This window comes from uncultured Flavobacterium sp. (genome assembly GCF_963922255.1).
Lineage (GTDB): Bacteria > Bacteroidota > Bacteroidia > Flavobacteriales > Flavobacteriaceae > Flavobacterium.
This window is the reverse complement of the sequence record NZ_CAWUIC010000010.1, coordinates 32,105-55,413: the sequence shown is the minus strand read 5'-3', so window position 1 is coordinate 55,413 and position 23,309 is coordinate 32,105. Positions and strand designations below refer to the sequence as shown.

Here is a 23,309-nt window from a genome sequence, read left to right as displayed (position 1 = left end):
AAACATACCAAAGTTAATCAAAACAAATTAAATATTTTAAAAAAAATGTTAAAATCAAGCTCAAAACTTCATCCTTTGGATTCTTACTGCGTTTAATATTGCTAATAAAGCGACTCCAACATCAGCAAAAACGGCTTCCCACATCGTTGCTAAACCACCAGCTCCTAAAACTAAAACAACTGCCTTAACTGTAAAAGCTAAAGTGATATTTTGCCAAACAATTTTCTTGGTTTGTTTTCCAATATTTATTGCCATTGGAATTTTTGAAGGTTTATCGTCTTGAATTACTACATCAGCAGTTTCTATTGTTGCATCACTTCCTAAACCTCCCATTGCAATACCCACATTACTTAAAGCAACTACTGGAGCATCATTAACACCATCACCCACAAAAGCAACCGTTTCGTTTTTGGCTATAATTTCTTTGACTTTATTTACTTTATCTTCTGGTAATAAATCACCAAACGCATTTGTAATTCCTAATTTTTGAGCCACAAATTGTACCACATTATTTTTATCTCCACTTAACATAGTAGTTTTGATTCCTAATGCTTTTAATTTATCAATTGTTATTTGTGCATCTTCTTTTATACTATCTGCAATGGTAAGATAACCAACGAATTTTTTATCGTAAGCAACAGCAATTAGCGTATAGACAATACTTGATGGATCAATATCATATTTAATTGAAAATTTATCCATTAGTTTGAAATTACCAACTAATACTTCTTTTCCGTTTGCATTTGCTTTTAAACCGTGTCCTGCAATTTCTTCTACTTCCTTAAGACTGATTTTACTATCTATTTCTCCAACAAAATCATGTATTGCAGTTGCTACTGGATGCGTACTTTGACTTTCTAAAGCATTTACTAATTGAAGTATTTCATTTTGGTCAAAATCAGCTTTAAAAACGACTTCTTGTACTTTAAAAACACCTTCGGTCATTGTTCCTGTTTTGTCCATCACCACGTTTTGAATAGAAGCCATTACGTCTAAAAAATTACTTCCTTTAAAAAGTATTCCGTTTTTAGAAGCTGCACCTATTCCTCCAAAATATCCTAATGGAATACTTATCACTAATGCACAAGGACATGAAATTACCAAGAATATCAACGCTCTATACAACCAGTCGTTAAAAACATAATTTTCCACAAAAAGCATTGGCACTAAACATATTCCGATTGCTAAAAACACAACAATAGGTGTGTAGATTTTAGCAAATTTTCTGATAAACAATTCTGTTGGTGCTTTTTTAGAAGTTGCTTCTTGTACCATTTCCAGAATTTTAGATAATTTGCTATCTGTATAAGCAGTTGTAACTTTAACTTGCGAAACAGAATTCAAGTTTATCATTCCTGCTAAAACTGTTTCTCCTTTTATTTTTGAATCGGGTTTACTTTCTCCAGTAAGTGCTGCTGTATTGAAGGAAGCTTTATCTGATAGTAATTCTCCATCTAAACCTAATTTGTCTCCAGCTTTAAGTTGGATAATATCTCCAATTTTAGCCGTTGAAGCTTTGATTATTTTAGTTACATTATTTTCTATAATAGTAACTTCATCTGGTCGTTGGTCGAGTAAGGATTTTATGTTTCTTTTGGCTCTTTGTACTGCTAATGATTGAAAGATTTCTCCAATAGCATAAAACAACATCACTGCAACGCCTTCAGGATATTCACCAATAGCAAAAGCACCAATTGTTGCTATTGACATTAGTAAAAATTCAGAGAATACATCACTTTTACGAATGCTTTGTATGGCTTCTATTATAACTGGAAGTCCTACTGGCAAATAAGCTGCAACATACCAAACTATTCTAACCCAACCCGTAAACCAAGATTGGGTAAAATAATTATCTAACCCAATTGCCAACATTAATAAGCCGAAACTTATTATTGCTGGTAAAAATAATTGGAATGTGGATTTTTCTTTTATTGAATGGTCATGATCATGTCCATCATCGTCTGAATGTTGTTCTTCTGCTTTATTGATTTTTTCCTCTATTCTACAGCATTCTGCTTCGTCTTCTGTTTTTTGTGATTTATTATCAGTCATAATAATTTATGTGTTTACGTTTAGTATTTTTTGAATGTCTTCCGGAATATCCATTGCTTTTAATGGTGGAACATTTGCACCACCAGTATTACCCACAGGAATGTGTCCAACAAATGATTTTACACCGCCTACCAATAATCTTGGTATTTGACCAACAATTTCTTTTGAACTTTTTATTTTAATTCCAAATTGTAACATTTTCCAATGTACGAATGTATGTTCATACGGATATTTTTGTCCTATTATGTGTGCTCTTTCTAAATGAAGCCAAGACTTTTGTAAATTACCTTGTTTTAAATTATCCTTAACCATTCCTAACTCTTTTTGATAAAAAGGAATCAGCTTACTTGGCATTTTAGTATAAAATTTTATCATTTGGGTTAAAATTTAATTAACAACACTTTTCATCCGCTTGAATAGGTGGACATTTTATAGAACCATAACTACAATAAACACAACAATCACCTACTAATGGCTTTAGCATTTTATTGCAATTTTCACATTCGTAAAAGTACTGACAAGCATCTGTTGGCATTAACTCATCTTTTTTATGACCACAATTTGGACAAGTTAAAGTTGATTTTAATTCGACTGTTTTCCCTTCATAAGTAGTGCAATTTTTACAATTACCTTGTAATTTATTTTGATAATAATTTACTATGGTTGCTATTAAAATTCCTAACATTCCTATATAAATAAGTGATATGTAATTATTAGCAAAGAAGCCGTAGAAAATTAAACCTGCACTTAGAATTGCAATAATTAAAGGATACATACTGTTATGTTTTGTATAAGAAATGTAAAATCCTATTACAGAAATAAATACCATTACCATAAATATCCACATTGTCCAACCACCAAAAAGTTCAAAACTTCCTAATCCAAGTGCAGATGCTCCAAAAGCAAATAATGGAAAACAACAAGGTGAGAATAGGGCTGTAATAAAAAGCCCTATTGTTCCTAATTTATCTATGTTTGATTTTAAAATTGAAATTTTCATTTTATGATTATTTTAATGTTCATGTTCTCCACCACCTTTTGAAGCTGCCAATAAATAGAATGCTCCTTTTACAACAATTTTTGCATTTGCTGGAATTTCTTCTACTAATTTAATTTCCGTATAACCTAAATCGGTTGTTCCTGGAACTACTTCAATTGCTTTAAAGTGTACTTCGTCGTGTTCTTTTTCGACAGTTTCTTCCTCATGATCATGTGATTCTCCTTCTTTATGAACGTGTGCTTCTTTCTTAACTTTTGTAGTTTCTTCTACATGTTCTTCTTGTATATAAATATAATATTTATCTCCGTTTCTCACAATGGCGTCTTTAGGCAATGCTTGAACCGTTTGATTAGTAATATTAATATTAGCTGCAACATACATTCCAGAAATTAAATCTTTTGTATCACTTTCATTAATCTTGGCATGTACTGTAACCGATTTACTTTCGTTTGAAAAGGATTTATTAATACCAAATATTTTTCCTTTAATAGATTTATTAGATTGATTGGTTAACACGAAATCAACTTCTTGACCAATAGAAATTTTACCTAAATCTTTTTCAAAAACATTTAAATCAAGATGCATTTGTGTGTTGTCAATTACTTCAAAAAGACTTATTCCTGTATCTGCAAAAGTTCCTTTTGTAATGCCTATTTTACCAACGTAACCACTTATTGGAGCAATAATTGGAATTAAAGATGAGTTTCCTGATAAACTTACATTTAATGCTTGTAATTTGTTTTTAGCGGCTTGTGCTCTTGCTCTTTCCACTGCCAATTTTGCTTTTACTTCTTGAAATACTTTACGAGGATTTACATCTTCTTCACTTAATGTTTTTTGACGGTTGTATTCCAGTTGCAAGTATTCAATATTCGCTACAGCAGAATTGTAATCTTCTTGCATTTCAGCAACTTCAAGGTTTTGAAGTGTAGCCAATGTTTTCCCTTTTGCTACATAAGTCCCTTCTAACACATATATCTCTTTAACAACTCCACCAATTAATGTAGAAACATTTGCCATACTTTGTGGAGGAACAGTTGTGTAACCATTAGCTTTGATGATTGTATTTAGGTTTTTCATTTCAATACTACCTGTTTCAATTCCAACTGTTTCAAATTGCGTTTTAGTCAATGCTACTTCTGTTTCCGATTTTTCTTCTTCGTGAGCTTCTTCTGTTTTCTTTTCTCCACATGAATTTAGAATCAAGAGCAAAGAAGAAAGAAGAAAGATTTTAAAAAATGAGCTTATTTTATAATTTGATTTTAAAAATATATTTATCATTATCGTGAGTATTAATTGTTATTGAAAGATGGAAATTGCATTTGAATAGCACTTTGATTGTAAGCGTTTACTGCTTCGATGTTTTGCTTTTTAATGTCAATGGCTTGATTAAGAAAACTGATGTAAGACCAGTAACTCATATCGCCATTGGCATAACTTTTTTGTGCTGTAGAGATGATCTGTTCTGCATATTTTAAACCTTCGTTTTCAAAATATTGTATTGCTTTTTGTTGTTTTGCAAATTGGTTTACTAATTCTTCTTTTTGCAATTTTAGAGTCAATTTTGTTTTATCGAATTCTAATTGCGATTGTGACTTACTTATTTCAGAAGCTTTAGCACGAGCTGTATTTGCACCACTAAACAAAGGAATTTGTAAACCAACTGTAAATCCTTGAAAATAAGATTCTTTGTTTAACGTTTGACCAAAGTAACCTAAGCCTAATTTTGGTGCTCGCATTTTTTTGAAAGTATTTGCTTCTTTTTCATAAACCATAGCTTGTTGGCTATAATAATCACTTACTAATGTTTCTACTTTGGATTCTTCTAAAACCGATGAACTAGCATATTTTAAAGAAGTTGAAGCTTCTGGAATTATATTTTCATTTGTCTGGATAAAATATTGCAACTGCTTTTGATAAATTACCAAATCAAGTAGAATTTGTGCTTTTAAGGTTTCAATTTCCTTTATTTTAGCTTTAGCACTAATAGCTTCAATACTACCGCTCTCACCAGTTTTAAATCGCAGTTCAGCATTTTTAAGAAATTTTGAATACACCTCATACAATTCATCATTCAACTTTTGAATTGAAATACCATATAAATATTGATAATAGGCAATAGTTACCGCTTTTTCGATTTCATATTCCGATAATGCTTTTCGTTTTTCAGCCAGTTTTGCTAGTTCTTCCTGAAGCTGTCTATTTGCTTTCGTACTTCCACCAATTGGGAAATATTGTTGGATACTTACACTATTATCATAATCCAAACTATTGTATTGTCCACCCATGTATTCAATTTGCAAAGGATCTGCTTGAAAAGCTGTTTTCTTAAGCACTGTTTGTTTTTCAATTTCCTTATCGGCAATTTTCAAATCTAGATTATTCTTTTTAGCCATTGTAATAGCTTGTTCTAAAGTTATAGGTTGACTATTTTGACCAAATGAAAATGTACTAATAAATAGTATGATTATTGTTATAATTGAATTTGACATTTTTTTTCTTTTTTTAATACCCTTCTCAAAAAGTAAATATAAAATTGGTAATACAATTAAGGTTAGTAATGTTGCTGAAAATAAGCCGCCAATAACAACCGTTGCTAATGGTTTTTGCACTTCAGCACCACCACTAGTTGATAAAGCCATTGGTAAAAATCCTAATGAAGCAACCGCAGCTGTCATTAAAACCGGACGTAATCTTGTTTTTGTTCCAATTAAAACGCGTTGTAATGGGTCTGTTATTCCTTCTGATTTTAATTGATTGAAATAAGAAATCAATACAATTCCATTTAGAACTGCAATACCAAATAAAGCAATAAAACCAATACCTGCTGATATACTAAATGGCATTCCTCTCATCCATAAAGCAAAAACACCACCAATGGCAGATAATGGAATTGCTGTGAATATTAAAAGTGCTTGCTTAACACTATGGAATGTAAAAAACAACAATACCATAATTAATGCTAATGCTATTGGTAAAGCAACAGAAAGTCTTTTATTTGCTTCTACTAAATTTTCAAATTGTCCACCATAAGTAATATAATATCCTGCTGGAAGTTTATAATTGGTTTCTAATTTTTGTTGAATTTCTTCGACTACACTTTTTACATCACGACCACGAACATTTAAACCCACTGTAATTCTTCGTTTTCCGTTTTCACGAGAAACTTGAACAGGTCCTTGTTCGTATTCCACAGAAGCTACTTGATAGAGAGGCACTTGTTGTCCGCTTGGTAAAGGGATAAATAGATTAGAAACATCTGAAATATCACTACGATTTTCTGCATTCATTCTTACCACTACATCAAAACGTTTACTTTCTTCATAAATTTTACCTGCACTTTCACCAGCAAAAGAAGCTCTGACAATCTTATTTACATCCGTAATGTTTAATCCGTATAATGCAATTTTATCGTAATCGTATTTAATGGTAATTTGAGGTAACCCTGTTACTTTATCTGCTTTTAAATCACCAATACCTTCAATTTTATTAATTTTTGAAATTAATTCTTTTGCTTTTACATCTAGTATTTCTAAATCATCCCCAAAAATCTTTATAGCAATATCACTTCTACTACCCGTCATTAATTCGTTAAAACGCATTTGAATGGGTTGGGAAACTTCAATGTTTGCTCCAGGAATAACTTCCATTTCTTCTTTCATTAGGTTGGCTAAATCTTCCCAATTATCAGCAGAAGTCCATTCTGATTTATCTTTTAAAACAATAATTAAATCACCACTTTCAATAGGCATTGGATCTGTTGGAATTTCACCACTACCAATTTTTGTAACAATGGTTTTAATTTCTGGAAATTTGTCTTTTAGAATTTTTTCGTATTTAGTGGTTGTTTCAATCATCTGCGTTAAAGAGCTTCCTGTCATTATCGTTGCATTAATGGCTAAATCCCCTTCTTCAATTGTAGGTATAAATTCACCACCCATATTTTGGAAAACTACCAATGCCATTACAAATAATCCGACAGCAATTCCTAAAACTACTTTTTTGATTTGTAATGCTTTGTCTAAAAATGGAGTGTATATTTTTTCAAACCATGCCATCATTTTATCGCTAAAGTTTTCTTTATGCTCTGTGTTTTTAGATAAGAACATTGCACTCATCATAGGTACATAAGTTAAAGAAAGTACGAAAGCTCCAATTACTGCAAATCCTACAGTCATTGCCATTGGTTTAAACATTTTACCTTCGGTTCCAACTAATGCTAATATTGGCAAATACACAATTAAAATTATTATTTCTCCAAATGCTGCACTATTACGAATTTTGGAAGCAGATTTATACACTTCGCTATCCATTTCTAATTGGGTTAAGTTCTTTTGTCTTTTGAGCTTTTGCAAATGATGCATTGTGGCTTCTACAATAATTACTGCACCATCGACAATAATTCCAAAATCGATAGCTCCTAAACTCATTAAATTTCCACTTACACCAAAATGATTCATTAGAATAACAGCAAAAAGCATTGACAACGGAATTACCGAAGCCACAATTAGTCCTGCGCGAAGGTTTCCTAGAAATAAAATCAATACAAAAATTACGATTAACGCACCTTCTAATAAATTTTTAGTAACAGTTCCTACTGCACTATCAACTAATTTACCTCTATCAATAAATGCTTCAGCAACGACACCTTCAGGAAGTGTTTTGTTGATTTGATCCATTTTTTCTTTAACTCTATCAACAACTGCTTTAGAATTTTCTCCTTTAAGCATTAATGCCATACCTGCCACTATTTCACCTTTCCCATCTTTTGTAGCTGCTCCATATCGCATAGCATATCCTTCATTAACTGAAGCTACATCACGAATTAAAACAGGTGCACCGTTTCTGTTCTTTACAACAACATTTTCTAAATCCTTACTTCCGGTAGCCATACCTACACCACGAATAAAGTAGGTCATTTGGTCTTTTTCAATATACGCACCTCCAGTATTTTGGTTGTTTTTTTCTAAAGCTTCAAAAATTTCAGTTATGGTTACATCTAAACTCTTTAAAGTATTTGGTTTAACGGCAATTTCAAACTGTTTTAATTTACCACCCCAAGTAGCAACTTCTGCAACACCTTCAATTCCTTGTAATTGTGGAATGATAATCCAATCTTGAATGGTTCGCAATTTGACAGCATCGTATTTATCTTCATATCCTTTTTTAGCATATACATCGTATTGATAAATTTCTCCTAATCCTGTTGAAATGGGCGCCATTTCAGGAGAACCTGCATAAGCTGGGATATTTTCTTTGGCTTGGCTTATTCGTTGAAAAATTTGATTCCTTGCCCAATAAATATCTACATCATCTTTAAAAACTACTGTAACAACCGAAAGTCCGAAACGAGAAATACTTCGCAGTTCTATAACTTTTGGAATTGTTTTTAAAGATTGCTCTAATGGATATGTAATGAGTTGCTCAATTTCTTGACTGGCTAAAGTAGGTGCATTTGTAATAATTTGCACTTGGTTATTAGTAACATCTGGTAATGCGTCAAGTGGTAGGTTTTTTAAAGAGTAGCTTCCCCAAGCTATTAACACAAGTGTAAAAAGTAGTATAATGAATTTGTTCTTTATACTGAATTGTATGATTTTGTCTAACATTGAAAATATTATAATGAATTAGAAATTAGCAAATTAAAAATTTGCCATAATTTGTGCTATGAACACAAGTTTCTAACCCCGCCAAAATGGGCGGGGCTTCATTATACTATTTGAGGTGGTTGCCAAATACTCCCAAAGAAATTGGCATACAAATTAGATTTATAAAAAGAGTTTAGCGTTTCAATTTCTTCAATTGAGGTATGAAAATTAAAAACTACTTTAGGTACATAAGACAATACACTTTGTCCACAACAATTACAAACACAAAAAGGAGAACATGCATCATTTTCTTGATCGTGTGAATGATTATCGTGTTTTGCGCCTATTTTACTTGCAGTATGTGTAAAATTAGATGTTTCCACATCTGCACATGGCAAACATGAAAGTATTACTAAATAGATTGATAATATGTAGCTTAAAAATTTCACAGCTGTAAAAGTAGTAAAATTATTTTTTAGTTTTTACGTTTTTTTACGTTTTTTTACGCTTCTTTAGTATTCAACTTAAAACTATAACTAAATTTATCTTTCAAAATACGCATATCCTCACTAACTTTTCTATCCAAAACTTTTGCGTAATGTTGCGTAGTTCTCAAATTTTTATGTCCAAGCATTTTACTTACACTTTCAATAGGTACACCATTTGTAAGTGTTACAGTTGTCGCAAATGTATGTCGAGCAATATGGAAGGTTAATTCTTTTTCAATCTCGCAAACAGCTGCTATTTCTTTTAAATAGGCATTCATTTTTTGATTAGACAGAATAGGAAGTAATTTTTCCTGATTGTTACTTTGTGGATGATTCTCGTATTTATCGATAATCATTTGAGTAACTGGAAGGATTGGAATTTTAGAAGCTGATTCTGTTTTCTGTCTATGTGTAAATATCCATTTCTCGCCATCAATACCGAAGCTTATATGCGACTTTGTTAAGTTTTTGACATCAATGTACGCCAAACCAGTAAAGCAGCTAAAAAGGAATATATCGCGAACAATAGATAACCTTTCTGTTTTAAATTCTTTTTCAATAATACTTTGAATTTCTTCTTCAGATAAATAAACTCTTTCAACTTCTTTTACTTTGGATTTGTAGTTTGCAAAAGGATTTTTGTCAAGCCAGTCATTGGCCAAACATATCTTGATAATTTTATTGAAGTTCTTGATGTATTTTACAGCTGTGTTATTCGCACAATTTCTAACACTTCTTAACCAGAATTCATAATCGGTTATAAAAGCGTGATCAATCTTGGTAATATCAATATCAGAAATATTATATTTCCATTGCATAAACTCAATAGTATGTTTCAAAGAGGTTGTATAGCGTTCTAATGTTCCTGGAGCATATTCTTTACCTACCAATTCTTTAATTTTGTTGTTGTGATCTTGGAATATAGGAACTAACATTCGAGCTCTTTCATCAACTCCAAGTAACAAACTTTTAAAACTCTCGGCAGTAATTGGAATTTTTTTATGGACTAATTCCATTTGGGTATCAATTATTTGAATTTTCAACATATCCAGATGGCTATTTATTGAACGAGCCTCTTCTGAATTACCTTTAATTTTGTTAGATTTAGTGCACCATTTAGATATTTCTATAAATCTATTGGTACTTAACTCAATCCTTTTTCCATTGACTGTAATTCTTGTGTAGATTGGAACTAAACCGTTAACATTGGCTTTTGCTTTTTTAGCATAAAAAAGAATAGAAACTTTTGCTTTCATAATGGTGACCTTTTTATTAGTATTAAATTTAATTTTAATATTCAAGGTTCACAAGATGTACAAGTTTTAAACTGGTTATTGAACTGGCTGTAACATCCTATGAACATTAGGTTAAGTTAAAAATCGGTTACCCAAAATTTGAGTTTTTTAGGGTAACCGAATTTATCCCTTTAGGTTCACGAATTAATGAATGTTTTGAAGGTTGTGAAAATAAAAAAACCCTTAAAATCATACGATTTTAAGGGTTTTAATTCAATTTGCTTTTCAGCTCGCGGAGAAAGAGGGATTCGAACCCCCGGACCTGTTACAGTCAACAGTTTTCAAGACTGCCGCATTCGACCGCTCTGCCATTTCTCCAATAAACTGCACTACTTCCGTATTGCGAGTGCAAATATAGTATCATTTTTTATTTCTACAAACCTTTTTTAATATAATTTTAAATATTTTTTAGCTACAAAATATATCTCTTTAAAAATCATATTTTTAGAGTACAACATTTTATTTTATACCTTTGTATTAAGTTAATATTTATGAAAAAAATTGTTATCATTGGCTCTGTATGGCCAGAACCAAATTCAACCGCTGCTGGGCAACGAATGATGCAACTAATAGCATTTTTTAAAAAACAAGATTTTCAAATTACCTTTACTTCAATTGCTTCTTTTTCTGAATTTTCGGTTGATTTGAGTAAGCTTAACATTAAAACTGTTGAAATTGAATTAAACAACAATTCTTTTGATAGTTTTATTAAATCAGAAAATCCAACAGTAGTTCTTTTTGATCGTTTTATGACGGAAGAACAATTTGGTTGGCGCGTTACTGAAAATTGTCCAAACGCAATTAAGATTTTAGATTCTGAAGATTTACACTTTTTGCGTGAAGCCAGATTGCAATGTTTCAAACAACAAATAAGTTGCGAAACAAAACATTTACAAAACGATATTGCTAAACGCGAAATAGCTTCAATTTATAGATGTGATTTGACTTTGATCATTTCTAAATTTGAATATGATTTATTGGTAAATACTTTTTCTATTCCAATTGAATTATTGCATTATATTCCAATGATGTATGATGAAATGGATGAAAGTAATTTTGAAAATTTTCCTAAATTTGAAGATAGGAATCATTTTTTCTCTATTGGAAATTTTTATCATCAACCCAATTGGGATGCTGTTTTGCAATTGAAAAATACATTTTGGCCTTTAATTAGGAAACAATTACCTAAATCTGAATTGCATATTTATGGTGCTTATCTTCCTGAAAAAGCCAAACAATTGCATAATGAAAAAGAAGGTTTTATGATTAAAGGAAGAGCTGAAAATAGTTCTGATGTATTTAAAAAACACAGAGTCCTACTTGCTCCTTTGCCTTATGGTGCTGGCATTAAAGGCAAATTATTGGAATCGATGTTATTTGGAAGTCCAAATGTTACAACCAAAATTGGAGCTGAGGGCATGCAAAATAACATAATTTGGAATGGGTTCATTGAAGATAATCCTATTGAATTTGCTGAAATAGCAGTTACACTTTATACCAATAAAGACATCTGGAATAAATCTCAAATCAATGGTTTAAACATCATTAATACAACTTTCAATAAAAAGAATTTTGAAAAAGATTTTGCAAAACTAATTGAATATTTAATTTTCAATATTAAAAGTCATCGCACCCAAAATTTTATGGGACAGGTTTTAAATCATCACACTTTAAAAAGTACGATGTACCTGAGTAAATGGATTGAAGAGAAAAATTCCAATAAGAAAATTCCAAATTCCAAAGAATAAATTATCCGTGAATTGCTTCAGAATTTCCGTAACTTTTAATGATTTCAGCTTCATAAGCCAACCATTCTTCCCAACGTTTTTTTACATCCAACCCTTTTCCAATTTCATTGGCAAAACCAAGAAAAACAGTGTAATGATTGGCTTCACTTATCATTAAATCTCGGTAAAATTTAGCCATTTCTTGGTCTTCAATAGTATCTGAAAGTACTTTAAAACGCTCACAACTTCTAGCTTCAATCATAGCCGAAAACAACAAACGTTCTACCAAATGCGATTGTCTGCTTCCACCCTTTTGCATGAATTTATAGAGCTCATTCACATAATGATCTTTGCGTTCTCGTCCTAAAACCCAACCGTTAGCTTTTATCAACTCATGCACTTGCTCAAAATGTTCCATTTCTTCTTGGGCAATTTTGATTAATTCAGTGATGATATGTGTATGTTCTGGTAACATTGTAATTAGTGTGATACAATTGGTTACAGCTTTTTGTTCGCACCAAGCGTGATCACTTAACACCTCTTCAATGTTTGATTCTGCTATTTTTGCCCATCTTGGGTCTGTTGGTAATTTTAATTTGAACATGGTAAATTCTTTTTTGCAAAAATAAACTTTTAAATTTAAACTTATAATATTGAAATTTTTTAATCTATCTCAATACTAATTAAATAAAAATTGAGTTTTTTCTAAATAAAAAACATATTTTTGAAAATATAATATCATTTAAATAATTAGAGTATGAAAAGAATAATTGCTTGTAGCATTATTGGTTTAGTTTTATATAGTTGTGGATCAAGTTCATCGTTAAGCAAAAAAACGGAAGTAAATGCAGGAACTTATATTAATCTGATTGATAAAACTGATTTAAGCAAACATCTATATATTGTAGCTGGAGATGAAATGGAAGGAAGAGATACGGGTTCTGCTGGACAAAAAAGAGCGGGAGAATATCTTATCAATTATTACAAAAGTCTTGGAATAAATTATCCAAAAGGTGCTAGTAGTTATTATCAAAAAGTTCCAGCCGCTTTTATGACACAAAAATTTGGTAATAAAGGAGTTGATTCTGAAAATATATGGGCTTTTATTCCTGGAAGTGAATTTCCTGATGAAATTGTTGTTATCTCTGCTCATTATGACCATGTAGGTACAAAAAATGATGAAATTTATAACGGAGCTGATGATGATGGTTCTGGAACAGTTGCACTATTAGAAATGGCTCAAGCTTTTGCTCAAGCTAAAAAAGAAGGCCATGGACCAAGACGTTCTATTTTATTTTTACACGTAACCGCTGAAGAAAAAGGATTACACGGTTCAAGATATTATTCTGAAAATCCATTGTTTCCTTTAAAAAACACAGTTGTAGATATCAACATTGATATGATTGGAAGAGTTGATCCAGCACATGAAGAAAAACCAAACTATATATATGTGATTGGTTCTGATAGATTAAGTACAGAATTATATCAAATTAATGAAGAAATGAATACGAAATATGTTGGACTAAATTTAGATTACAAATACAATGACAGAAATGATCCTGAAAGAATTTATTTCCGTTCAGACCATTATAATTTTGCTAAAAACGGTGTTCCAGCAATTTTCTTTTTCAATGGTGTGCATGCTGACTACCACAAACCAACTGATACACCTGATAAAATTAATTATGAATTAATGACAAAAAGAGCACAACTTGCGTTTGCTGATGCATGGGAAATTGCTAACAGAGACAAAAGAATAATTGCCGATAGAAACGGTGAATAAGAAAATCCATTACTATTAAGCACTCTTAGGAGTGCTTTATTTATATGACATTAGATAAAAGTATTCTTTTTTTATTTTTGGCATTAGTAGCTGAAATCATTGGAACAATAGGAGGATTTGGTTCTTCAGTCTTTTTTGTGCCTTTTTCTAATTTGTTTTTTGATTTCCATACCGTTTTAGGTATTACAGCTATTTTTCATTTATCCAGTAATATCAGTAAAATTTATCTTTTTAGAAAAGGTTTAGATAAAAAGCTATTGCTTCAAATAGGAATTCCTTCCGTATTGTTTGTAATTATTGGTGGAATATTAAGTAGCTATTTTGATTCAAAATTATTAGAAATTGGTCTAGGCATATTTTTAATTCTATTGAGTTTACTGTTTTTAATCAAAGATAAATTAGTTATTCCTGCTAGACTTAAAGAAAGTATTATTGGTGGTTCTTTATCTGGATTTACTGCAGGTTTTCTTGGAACAGGTGGAGCCATTAGAGGAATTACAATGGTCGCTTTTAATTTAGAAAAAAGTGTATTTGTAGCCACATCAGCCACTATTGATTTTGGAATCGATTTTACAAGAAGTTTTGTGTATTTTTTTAATGGATATATAACCAAAGAAATATTAATCTATATACCTTTTCTATTTATAATTGGATTTTTAGGAACATGGGTTGGCCAGAAAATATTAAATAAAATTCCACAAAATAAATTCAAAAAATTGTCTTTATTTTTAATTTTAGGAATTGGAATATTCTCTTTATGGAATAGCTTGACATAAAAAAAAAGCTCCAAGTTTCCTTGAAGCTTTATAAGGGTGAATGATGGGGCTCGAACCCACGACCCTCGGTACCACAAACCGATGCTCTAACCAACTGAGCTACAATCACCATTTGTTTAACGAGTGCAAATATACTACTGTTTTTCTATTCTACAAATAAAAAAAACATAAATTTACTTCAAATCACTTAAACTATTGATTGCCAAATATCTTTCTGCTGTAAAACCTTCAGCAAAATCTACACCAACAATTCTTCCCAAATCTTGAGCTCGGTATTTTATAGAATCTAAGAAGTTTTTTGAGGTAATTGGTGTTATAGGTTCTTTAGAATTAGGATCATAAAATTGCGAACTGTAAGCCAAAACAGAATCCATTTTCTTATCCATAAAACCTGTGATATCAACTACAAAATCTGGTTCAAGGTTTTTCCATTGCATGTAATGATACACTTGCTTTGGTCTCCAATGTTCTTGTTTTTGGCCATCTAAAAAAGTTTCTATTTTTATTAAACCCGATAGAAAGCAAGCATCACTAACTAAATTACTTCCTTTTGCATGGTCAATGTGTCGGTCTTCAATAGCGTTACATAAAACAATCTCAGGTCTATATTTTCGAATCATTTTAATGATTTCCATTTGATGTTTTTCATCATTTACAAAAAATCCATCTCTAAAACGCAAATTTTCACGAACAGCAACTCCTAAAATTTCAGCTCCTTTCCTACCCTCTTCATCTCTAATTTCAGCTGAACCTCTTGAGCCTAATTCACCTCGAGTTAAATCGATAATTCCGACTTTCTTTCCTAGTGAAACTTCTTTGGCAATCGTTCCTGCTGCTCCTAATTCAACATCATCTGGATGAGCTCCAAAGGCTAATATATCTAACTTCATTATTTTATAATTATAATATTCTTAATGGTTTCTGACTTATTTTGAGTTTCTATAAATTCATTTTCAGCAATACTGTTTTTTGTAATTCCACAACCTACATAAATTGTATTCACAGCGTCAATTTCCATACAACGCAAGTTAACAAATAAATTGGTTGTTTCATTCACATTCCATTCTCCTAAAAATCCAGCATAAAATTTTCTGTCATAATTTTCATTTTCTATAATAAATTCTTTCGCTTTTTCTTTAGGCAAACCACAAACTGCAGGTGTTGGATGTAATTTTGAAATTAATTTCGCTTCATTTTCTTTAGAAATACTTCCAGAAATTTTGGTTTTTATATGTGCCAATTTTCCGGCTTGTACCGTAAATGGTGGTGAAACCTCAATATCCAAAGCCAAATCTTTACAATTTTCAACAATATAATCAGTGACAAATAGTTGTTCTTGTATTTCTTTTTCTGTCCATTCAACTTGCTCTGAAAATAATTGGGTTCCAGCTAATGCAACAGTTTCAAAATGATTAGCTTCAATTTTAAGTAATTGTTCCGGTGTCGCTCCCATCCATAGCCCAACTTTTGGATGAAAAAATAAATAGCGAAAAGCTGTTGGATACGTTTTTAATATATTTATATAGGTTTGAAATACATCAATTTTATTTTGAAAATTAATTTTTCTTGAAACAACTAATTTATCAAATTTTCCTGATAGAATTTCCTTTACGGATGTTTCAACTAACTCTTTAAACTTGTTTTTTTCCTCACTTGAAGTTTTAATGTCAATTGATTGAATATCGAAATCTAATTCATAATTAATTTCTTCACTATAATATTCTGAATTTTCTTTAGGAATAACAACTTTATTTTTACCATCAAAAGAAACAAAAACAAATCCACTTTGATTTTCAAATTGATGCAATTCGTCATCATTCTGAAAATAGACTTTCAAATGAGATTCATTAGGTTCAGCAAATAAAACAAAAGGTAAATTGGATTGAAAATGAACTTTTGCTATTTCAAAAATCTTCATTTTAGCGTTCTTTTCGAGGTAAAATCATATTGGTCAACTTACATAAACAAACCAAATTATCGCTTTCATCTGTAATTCTAATTTCCCATAAGTGAATGCTTCTTCCTTTGTGAACGATTTTTGCAGTACAATAAACCATTCCATCACGTTTAGCTTTCAAATGGTTAGCAGAAATTTCTATTCCTCTTACTTCTGATTTCTCTGGATTTACAAACATAATTGAAGCTGCACTTCCAACACTTTCAGCTAAAGCAACACTAGCACCTCCATGTAATAATCCCATGGGTTGATGAACTCTTGGGTTTACTGGCATCTTTGCTGTTAAAAAATCTTCACCAGCATCTATGTATTCTATTTCTAACGTTTCCATCAATGTGTTTTTTGACCAATCATTACACAATTGAAGCATCTTATCTTTATCAAACATGGTTTACTTATTTATTACAAAATTACTCATTTTTTAAATCTTAAGCCTAATATCTTTTTATAATAGATTGTTAATTGAGACTAAAATTGATTTTTTTTCGTTTCCATAAATAGCGTTTTGAAATTAATAATTACTTTTACGAAAATTCAAATTATTTATGCGTCATTATTTAGGATTACTTTTTGTTGTATTAATAGCTTCATTAACATCATGTAGAAACGATTTTGATTTTGAAACCAGTTCTGGAGGATTAGAATTTTCTAAAGACACTGTTTATTTAGATACTGTTTTTACTAATATCGGTTCCAGTACCTATACTTTAAAAGTTTACAACAGAAGTAATAAAAACATTTCTATTCCAAGTATTCGATTAAACAAAGGTCAAAGTTCTAAATACCGTTTAATGGTTGATGGAATGCCTGGTAAAGAATTCAACAACATAGAAATGCTTGCCAAAGACAGTATGTTTGTTTTTATTGAAGTAACTGAAGATGTTGCTAATGTTAATCCAGCCGATTTTTTATATACTGATTTTATTGAATTTAATTCTTCATCTGGAATGCAAAAAGTGGATTTAGTTACCTTAATTCAAGATGCTTATTTCATTTATCCACAACGAACTCCTAACAGCAACGGTGGATTTGATTATGAAGATTTGACCTTAGGTACTAATGAACAAGGTGAACCTGTAAAAATTAATGTAAGCTATTTAGATGAGAATGATCCAATAAACGGCAATGAATTATTTTGGAATAATTCAAAACCTTATGTAATATATGGTTATGCTTTTGTACCACCTACAAAGACTTTAACAATCGAAGAAGGAGCTCGCATACATTTTCATGCTGATTCAGGAATAATTGTGGCCAATGATGCATCTCTTTTTGTTGATGGCAAACCCTCAACAACAGATGCTTTAGAAAACGAAGTGATTTTTGAAGGTGATCGTTTAGAACCTGATTTTTCAGAAGTACCTGGTCAATGGGGAACAATTTGGTTGACCAATGGAAGTCATTCAAACGTCTTGAATAATTTAACTATCAAAAATGCAGTTGTAGGCTTATATGTAAATGGAAACGATGGTACTAATTCGGTAAACGCAACCTTAAATAACGTACAGATTTATAACTGTTCAAATATTGGTTTATATGCAACAACAGGTTTTATCGATGGGAAAAATGTAGTGATTAATAATTGTGGAGAAGCTTCATTTATAGGAAGTTTTGGTGGAAGTTACGAATTTACTCATTGTACTTTTGCTAATTATTGGCCAACTCCAAACCAAACTTGTGTATCTTTAAGTAATGATAAAATAAATGGTACTCCTACTCCACTTATAAAAGCAAATTTTAATAATTGTATTATTTATGGCTCAAGTAATTTAGGTATTTCACATAAAAATGAAGGAGGTACTTTCAGTTTCAAATACACCAATTGTCTAATTAAATTTATTGACACCAATAATCAATTTATAAATGTTGCTGAATATAATTTTGCGAATACTTCTATTTTTGAAAATTGTATACGAGCTAATAATTCAACACAAAACAAACCCGATTTTAAAGATCCAAATAAAAATGAATTGATAATCGGTGAAAATTCTGCTGCAAAAGGAACAGCAGAAACAAGTTTTTCAATCTTTAATGACATATTAAATAATCCTAGAATAGGACTTACAGACATGGGTGCTTATAATTTTATTATCTTTGACTAACTAACCAATAAATTATAAAATCATGAAAAAAATTATTTTACCGTTACTAGCTTTTTCAATAGGATTTACATCTTGTAAAAAAGTGGAAGAAGAAAAAGAAGTACCAACTGAAACAACTACAGAAGTTAAAGTGGAAGAAACAGTTGAAGTAACTCCAGATTCTGCAACCGTAGCAAAAGCTTGGGCTGATTATGCAACTCCATCAAAAGCACACGAAATGTTAGCAAAAGATACCGGAACATGGGATGCTGAAATGACATTTTGGATGCCTGAAAGTCCAGAACCTATGAAAGCAACTTCTGTAGCAACTTACAAAATGATACTGGATGGCAAATATCAAGAAGGAGTTTTTAAAGGTGATATGTGGGGAATGGCTTTCGAAGGTCGTGGAATAACTGCGTATGACAATGCATCCAAAGAGTTTATTGCAACTTGGATTGATAATATGGGAACCGGAATGTTAGTATCTCGAGGTCAATATGATGAAGCTTCAAAATCTATTACATTTAAAGGAAATATGGTTGATCCAGTAACTGGAAAAGAGAAAAAAGTTAAAGAAATCATTACTTACATTGATGACAATACCCAAAAATTAGAGATGTTTGATATTGATGCAAATGGTAAAGAATTTAAAAACATGGAAATTCTTTCTAAAAGAAGAAAATAAACTTCCAAAAAAAATCAAAACTGTCATTAACAAATGGCAGTTTTTTTTGTTATAAACTTTATTATTAATGCTTTTGAAATTATAAGTTTTTAGAATAAATTTGCACTTACAACAACAACTAACTTAAAGTACAATGATTCATTTCTTCGGAAACGAGAGTAACATAGTTTTTGCCGTTCAAGCGCAAAACGAACTTTCGGCAGAAACAATTTCAAAATTAAATTGGCTATTTGGTAACGCACATAAAATTGAAAAATCCGTTCTTGCGGATTTTTTTGTTGGACCAAGAGCAACAATGATAACTCCTTGGAGTACAAATGCTGTAGAAATCACTCAAAATATGGGTATTTCTGGAATAATTCGAATTGAAGAATTTCTTAAAGTAACTACTGACTTCAATGATTTTGACCCTATGCTTTCGCAAAAGTACAAGGAACTTAATCAAGAAATTTTTACCATAAATATCCAACCTGAACCTATTTTAGAGATTGAAGATATTGCTTCTTACAATAAAAAAGAAGGTTTAGCTTTAAGCGATGAAGAAGTAGAATATTTACACCAAGTTTCTAGCAAGATAAATAGAAAATTAACGGATTCTGAAATTTTTGCTTTCTCACAAGCGAATTCAGAACATTGTCGTCATAAAATATTCAACGGAACATTTGTTATTGATGGTGTTGAAAAAGAAACTTCTTTATTCAAGTTAATTAAGAAAACATCAGCTGAAAATCCAAACGATATCGTTTCGGCTTATAAAGATAATGTGGCTTTTTTAAAAGGTCCAAAAGTGACTCAGTTTGCACCAAAAAGTGCAGATAAAGCTGATTTTTACGCTGAAAAAGAATTCGATTCAGTAATTTCATTAAAAGCAGAAACGCATAATTTCCCAACAACGGTTGAACCTTTCAACGGTGCAGCAACAGGTTCTGGTGGAGAAATTCGTGATAGATTAGCTGGTGGACAAGGTTCGTTACCATTAGCTGGTACAGCTGTTTACATGACTTCTTATTCTCGTTTGAAAGAAAATAAATTAGGTTTTCAAGAAAGAAAATGGTTGTATCAAACACCTATTGATATTTTAATTAAAGCTTCCAACGGAGCTTCTGATTTTGGAAACAAATTCGGTCAACCTTTAATTACAGGTTCACTATTAACTTTCGAACATGAAGAAGAAGGTAGAAAATTAGGATACGACAAAGTAATTATGCAAGCTGGTGGAATTGGTTATGGAAAATTAGACCAAGCCATCAAGAAAAAACCAAGTGAAGGTGATAAAATTGTAATTCTAGGTGGTGAAAACTACAGAATTGGAATGGGTGGAGCTGCTGTTTCTTCAGCAGATACAGGAGAATTTAGTTCAGGAATTGAATTAAATGCTATCCAACGTTCTAATCCAGAAATGCAAAAACGTGCTGCAAATGCTATTCGTGGTTTAGTAGAAAGTGATGAAAATCCAATCGTTTCTATTCACGATCATGGTGCTGGAGGACATTTAAATTGTTTATCAGAATTGGTTGAAGATACTGGTGGATTAATCAACTTAGATAATTTACCTGTTGGAGATCCAACGCTTTCAGCCAAAGAAATCATTGGTAACGAGTCGCAAGAAAGAATGGGATTGGTTATTGGTCAAAAAGACATGGATATTTTACAACGAATTGCTGACAGAGAACGCTCTCCAATGTATGAAGTTGGTGATGTAACCAATGATCATCGTTTTACATTTGAATCAAAATCTACTGGTTTAAAACCAATGGATTATGCTTTGGAAGATTTCTTTGGAAGTTCACCAAAAACCATAATGACTGATTCAAAAATCGATAGAAAATATTCAGATTTAAAATACTCGCAAGAAAATTTAGAAACCTATTTAAAAGAAGTTTTACAACTAGAAGCTGTTGCCTGTAAAGATTGGCTAACCAATAAGGTTGACCGTTGTGTTGGCGGAAAAGTAGCTAAACAACAATGTGTTGGACCTTTGCAATTGCCTTTAAATAATGTAGGTGTAATGGCTTTAGATTATAATGGTAAAGAAGGGATTGCAACTTCCATTGGGCACTCTCCTATTTCAGCTTTAGTAAATCCAGCTGCTGGTAGTCGAACTGCAATTGCTGAGGCTTTATCCAATATTGTTTTTGCTCCTTTAAAAGATAATTTGAAATCGGTTTCGCTTTCTGCCAATTGGATGTGGGCTTGCAAAAATGAAGGTGAAGATGCTAGATTATTCGAAGCCGTTCAAGCTTGTTCTGATTTTGCTATCGAATTGGGAATCAACATTCCAACAGGAAAAGATTCGCTTTCCATGAAGCAAAAATATCCAAATGAAGAAGTAATTGCTCCAGGAACAGTAATTATTTCAGCTGCAGGAAATTGTAACGATATAACTAAAGTTGTTGAACCAGTTCTTCAAAAAGATGGTGGTTCAATTTATTATATCAATTTATCACAAGATGCATTCAAATTAGGTGGAAGTTCATTTGCTCAAACCTTGAATAAAATTGGAAATGAAGTACCAACAATTAAAGACTCAAATTTCTTTAAAAAAGCATTTAACACAGTTCAAGAATTAATAAAAGATAACCAAATTTTAGCTGGTCATGATATTGGAAGTGGTGGTTTAATCACAACTTTACTAGAAATGTGTTTTGCTGATACTAATTTAGGTGCAAAAATTTCATTTGATGCTTTTGCTGAAAAAGATTTAGTAAAGATCTTATTCTCTGAAAATATTGGTTTAGTTCTTCAAGCTAAAGATGATGCAACATTTGAAAAAGCATTTGAAGGTTTAGAGATTTACAAATTAGGAAATGCTACAACTTCAGATAGTTTAGATTTTGGAAATTGGAATTTAAATATTGAAAATTATAGAAAACTTTGGTTTGAAACTTCTTACTTATTAGATGACAAACAGACTTTAAACAATAAAGCAAAAGAACGTTTTGACAACTTTGATAAACAAGAATTAAAATTTAAGTTCCCATCTCAATTTACTGGGAAAAAGCCAGAAATTGATAATTCAAAACCAAGACCAAGAGCAGCCATTATTCGTGAAAAAGGAAGTAATTCTGAAAGAGAAATGGCAAATGCTATGTATTTAGCCGGATTTGATGTGAAAGATATTCACATGACCGATTTGATTTCTGGAAGAGAAAACTTGGAAGATGTTCAGTTTATTGGAGCTGTTGGAGGATTTTCAAATTCAGATGTTTTAGGAAGTGCCAAAGGTTGGGCTGGAGCATTTTTATACAACGAAAAAGCAAACACAGCCTTAAAAAACTTCTTCAAAAGAGAAGACACACTTTCTGTTGGAATTTGTAACGGTTGTCAATTGTTTATGGAATTAGAAGTAATCAATCCAGAGCATGAAGTGCATGGAAAAATGAAACACAATGATTCTCATAAACATGAAAGTGGTTTTACTTCTGTAACCATTCAAGAAAATAATTCTGTGATGCTAAAAACGCTTACAGGTAGCACATTAGGAGTTTGGATTTCGCATGGTGAAGGAAAATTCAACTTACCTTATCCAGAAGAACAATATAATATTGTTGCAAAATATGCTTATGAAGGTTATCCAGCCAATCCAAACGGTTCTGATTTCAACACAGCCATGATGTGTGATCCAACAGGAAGACACTTGGTAATGATGCCTCATATTGAACGTTCTACGTTTCCTTGGAACTGGGCTCATTATCCAAAAGATAGAAACGATAAAGTTTCTCCTTGGTTAGAAGCTTTTGTGAATGCAAAAAATTGGATTGATAATAAATAATACAGAAAAAGCCCTTTAAAAAATTAATTTAAAGGGCTTTTTAATTTATTATGCATGCATAATATTCTTATATTCAACAAGATATAATTAACTAGCTATCAT

The 23,309-nt window shown here is 31.2% G+C and carries 16 protein-coding genes, 2 tRNA genes and 2 pseudogenes; 6 read left to right on the top strand and 14 right to left on the bottom strand.

Annotated elements, in window-relative coordinates; all coding sequences use genetic code 11:
- Nucleotides 1-60: 60 nt before the first annotated feature.
- From AABJ49_RS09370 to AABJ49_RS09330, 9 genes and pseudogenes are all read right to left on the bottom strand, one after another.
- Nucleotides 61-2,052, bottom strand: coding sequence for a heavy metal translocating P-type ATPase (locus AABJ49_RS09370; protein ID WP_338378018.1), 1,992 nt, complete (start codon nt 2,050-2,052; stop codon nt 61-63).
- Nucleotides 2,053-2,058: 6 nt separating this feature from the next.
- On the bottom strand, nt 2,059-2,424 hold the full coding sequence (locus AABJ49_RS09365) for a DUF3703 domain-containing protein (protein WP_338378086.1): 366 nt from the start codon (nt 2,422-2,424) through the stop codon (nt 2,059-2,061).
- Nucleotides 2,425-2,443: 19 nt separating this feature from the next.
- Nucleotides 2,444-2,638, bottom strand: a pseudogene (locus AABJ49_RS09360) (GDCCVxC domain-containing (seleno)protein); the annotation flags it as partial.
- A gap of 75 nt (nt 2,639-2,713) precedes the next feature.
- Nucleotides 2,714-3,052 (bottom strand): annotated as a pseudogene (locus AABJ49_RS09355) (MerC domain-containing protein); the annotation flags it as partial.
- A 12-nt stretch (nt 3,053-3,064) separates the two neighbouring features.
- Nucleotides 3,065-4,333 (bottom strand): efflux RND transporter periplasmic adaptor subunit, encoded by a 1,269-nt coding sequence (locus AABJ49_RS09350; protein WP_338378017.1) that lies wholly within the window; start codon nt 4,331-4,333, stop codon nt 3,065-3,067.
- Nucleotides 4,334-4,344: 11 nt separating this feature from the next.
- Nucleotides 4,345-8,661, bottom strand: a complete 4,317-nt coding sequence (locus AABJ49_RS09345; RefSeq protein WP_338378016.1) for a CusA/CzcA family heavy metal efflux RND transporter — start codon at nt 8,659-8,661, stop codon at nt 4,345-4,347.
- A 101-nt stretch (nt 8,662-8,762) separates the two neighbouring features.
- On the bottom strand, nt 8,763-9,089 hold the full coding sequence (locus AABJ49_RS09340; RefSeq protein ID WP_338378015.1) for a DUF6660 family protein: 327 nt from the start codon (nt 9,087-9,089) through the stop codon (nt 8,763-8,765).
- A gap of 53 nt (nt 9,090-9,142) precedes the next feature.
- Nucleotides 9,143-10,384, bottom strand: coding sequence for a site-specific integrase (locus AABJ49_RS09335; protein ID WP_338378014.1), 1,242 nt, complete (start codon nt 10,382-10,384; stop codon nt 9,143-9,145).
- 272 nt (nt 10,385-10,656) lie between these two features.
- Nucleotides 10,657-10,741, bottom strand: a tRNA-Ser gene (locus AABJ49_RS09330).
- A 173-nt stretch (nt 10,742-10,914) separates the two neighbouring features.
- Here AABJ49_RS09330 and AABJ49_RS09325 point away from each other — a divergent pair.
- The gene (locus tag AABJ49_RS09325; protein ID WP_338378013.1) at nt 10,915-12,171 is read left to right on the top strand and encodes a glycosyltransferase; all 1,257 of its coding nucleotides are present in this window, start codon (nt 10,915-10,917) and stop codon (nt 12,169-12,171) included.
- A 1-nt stretch (nt 12,172) separates the two neighbouring features.
- On the opposite strand, the gene AABJ49_RS09320 is transcribed toward AABJ49_RS09325, so the two are convergent.
- The gene (locus AABJ49_RS09320) at nt 12,173-12,754 is read right to left on the bottom strand and encodes a tRNA-(ms[2]io[6]A)-hydroxylase (protein WP_338378012.1); all 582 of its coding nucleotides are present in this window, start codon (nt 12,752-12,754) and stop codon (nt 12,173-12,175) included.
- Nucleotides 12,755-12,907: 153 nt separating this feature from the next.
- Here AABJ49_RS09320 and AABJ49_RS09315 point away from each other — a divergent pair, with 153 nt between their 5' ends.
- Complete coding sequence (locus AABJ49_RS09315; protein ID WP_338378011.1) at nt 12,908-13,933, top strand: M28 family metallopeptidase; 1,026 nt, start codon at nt 12,908-12,910, stop codon at nt 13,931-13,933.
- A 44-nt stretch (nt 13,934-13,977) separates the two neighbouring features.
- Nucleotides 13,978-14,709, top strand: a complete 732-nt coding sequence (locus AABJ49_RS09310) for a sulfite exporter TauE/SafE family protein (RefSeq protein WP_338378010.1) — start codon at nt 13,978-13,980, stop codon at nt 14,707-14,709.
- Between the two features lie 34 nt (nt 14,710-14,743).
- Here AABJ49_RS09310 and AABJ49_RS09305 read toward each other — a convergent pair.
- From AABJ49_RS09305 to AABJ49_RS09290, 4 genes are all read right to left on the bottom strand, one after another.
- A tRNA-His gene (locus AABJ49_RS09305) sits at nt 14,744-14,819 on the bottom strand.
- 63 nt (nt 14,820-14,882) lie between these two features.
- Nucleotides 14,883-15,599, bottom strand: a complete 717-nt coding sequence (bshB1, locus tag AABJ49_RS09300; protein ID WP_338378009.1) for a bacillithiol biosynthesis deacetylase BshB1 — start codon at nt 15,597-15,599, stop codon at nt 14,883-14,885.
- The gene (locus tag AABJ49_RS09295; protein WP_338378008.1) at nt 15,599-16,627 is read right to left on the bottom strand and encodes an isochorismate synthase; all 1,029 of its coding nucleotides are present in this window, start codon (nt 16,625-16,627) and stop codon (nt 15,599-15,601) included. The genes bshB1 and AABJ49_RS09295 overlap by 1 nt, the downstream gene beginning before the upstream one ends.
- Before the next feature lies 1 nt (nt 16,628).
- The gene (locus tag AABJ49_RS09290) at nt 16,629-16,997 is read right to left on the bottom strand and encodes a PaaI family thioesterase (protein WP_338378007.1); all 369 of its coding nucleotides are present in this window, start codon (nt 16,995-16,997) and stop codon (nt 16,629-16,631) included.
- 214 nt (nt 16,998-17,211) lie between these two features.
- On the opposite strand from AABJ49_RS09290, the gene AABJ49_RS09285 reads away from it, so the two are divergent.
- The 3 genes from AABJ49_RS09285 (at nt 17,212) to purL (ending at nt 23,207) form a co-directional block, all read left to right on the top strand.
- Nucleotides 17,212-18,768, top strand: a complete 1,557-nt coding sequence (locus tag AABJ49_RS09285) for a hypothetical protein (RefSeq protein ID WP_338378006.1) — start codon at nt 17,212-17,214, stop codon at nt 18,766-18,768.
- A 22-nt stretch (nt 18,769-18,790) separates the two neighbouring features.
- On the top strand, nt 18,791-19,435 hold the full coding sequence (locus AABJ49_RS09280) for a DUF1579 domain-containing protein (protein ID WP_338378005.1): 645 nt from the start codon (nt 18,791-18,793) through the stop codon (nt 19,433-19,435).
- A 133-nt stretch (nt 19,436-19,568) separates the two neighbouring features.
- The gene (gene purL, locus AABJ49_RS09275; RefSeq protein WP_338378004.1) at nt 19,569-23,207 is read left to right on the top strand and encodes a phosphoribosylformylglycinamidine synthase; all 3,639 of its coding nucleotides are present in this window, start codon (nt 19,569-19,571) and stop codon (nt 23,205-23,207) included.
- Nucleotides 23,208-23,309: the final 102 nt, after the last annotated feature.

Bases quoted from the DNA above. Each gene is read 5' to 3' on its own strand.
- AABJ49_RS09285 (WP_338378006.1), top strand. From the start codon at position 17,212: ATGCGTCATTATTTAGGATTACTTTTTGTTGTATTAATAGCTTCATTA.
- AABJ49_RS09350 (WP_338378017.1), bottom strand. From the start codon at position 4,333: ATGATAAATATATTTTTAAAATCAAATTATAAAATAAGCTCATTTTTT.
- AABJ49_RS09320 (WP_338378012.1), bottom strand. From the start codon at position 12,754: ATGTTCAAATTAAAATTACCAACAGACCCAAGATGGGCAAAAATAGCA.
- AABJ49_RS09290 (WP_338378007.1), bottom strand. From the start codon at position 16,997: ATGGAAACGTTAGAAATAGAATACATAGATGCTGGTGAAGATTTTTTA.
- AABJ49_RS09370 (WP_338378018.1), bottom strand. From the start codon at position 2,052: ATGACTGATAATAAATCACAAAAAACAGAAGACGAAGCAGAATGCTGT.
- AABJ49_RS09315 (WP_338378011.1), top strand. From the start codon at position 12,908: ATGAAAAGAATAATTGCTTGTAGCATTATTGGTTTAGTTTTATATAGT.
- AABJ49_RS09325 (WP_338378013.1), top strand. From the start codon at position 10,915: ATGAAAAAAATTGTTATCATTGGCTCTGTATGGCCAGAACCAAATTCA.
- AABJ49_RS09345 (WP_338378016.1), bottom strand. From the start codon at position 8,661: ATGTTAGACAAAATCATACAATTCAGTATAAAGAACAAATTCATTATA.
- AABJ49_RS09295 (WP_338378008.1), bottom strand. From the start codon at position 16,627: ATGAAGATTTTTGAAATAGCAAAAGTTCATTTTCAATCCAATTTACCT.
- AABJ49_RS09335 (WP_338378014.1), bottom strand. From the start codon at position 10,384: ATGAAAGCAAAAGTTTCTATTCTTTTTTATGCTAAAAAAGCAAAAGCC.
- AABJ49_RS09310 (WP_338378010.1), top strand. From the start codon at position 13,978: ATGACATTAGATAAAAGTATTCTTTTTTTATTTTTGGCATTAGTAGCT.
- AABJ49_RS09280 (WP_338378005.1), top strand. From the start codon at position 18,791: ATGAAAAAAATTATTTTACCGTTACTAGCTTTTTCAATAGGATTTACA.
- purL (WP_338378004.1), top strand. From the start codon at position 19,569: ATGATTCATTTCTTCGGAAACGAGAGTAACATAGTTTTTGCCGTTCAA.
- bshB1 (WP_338378009.1), bottom strand. From the start codon at position 15,599: ATGAAGTTAGATATATTAGCCTTTGGAGCTCATCCAGATGATGTTGAA.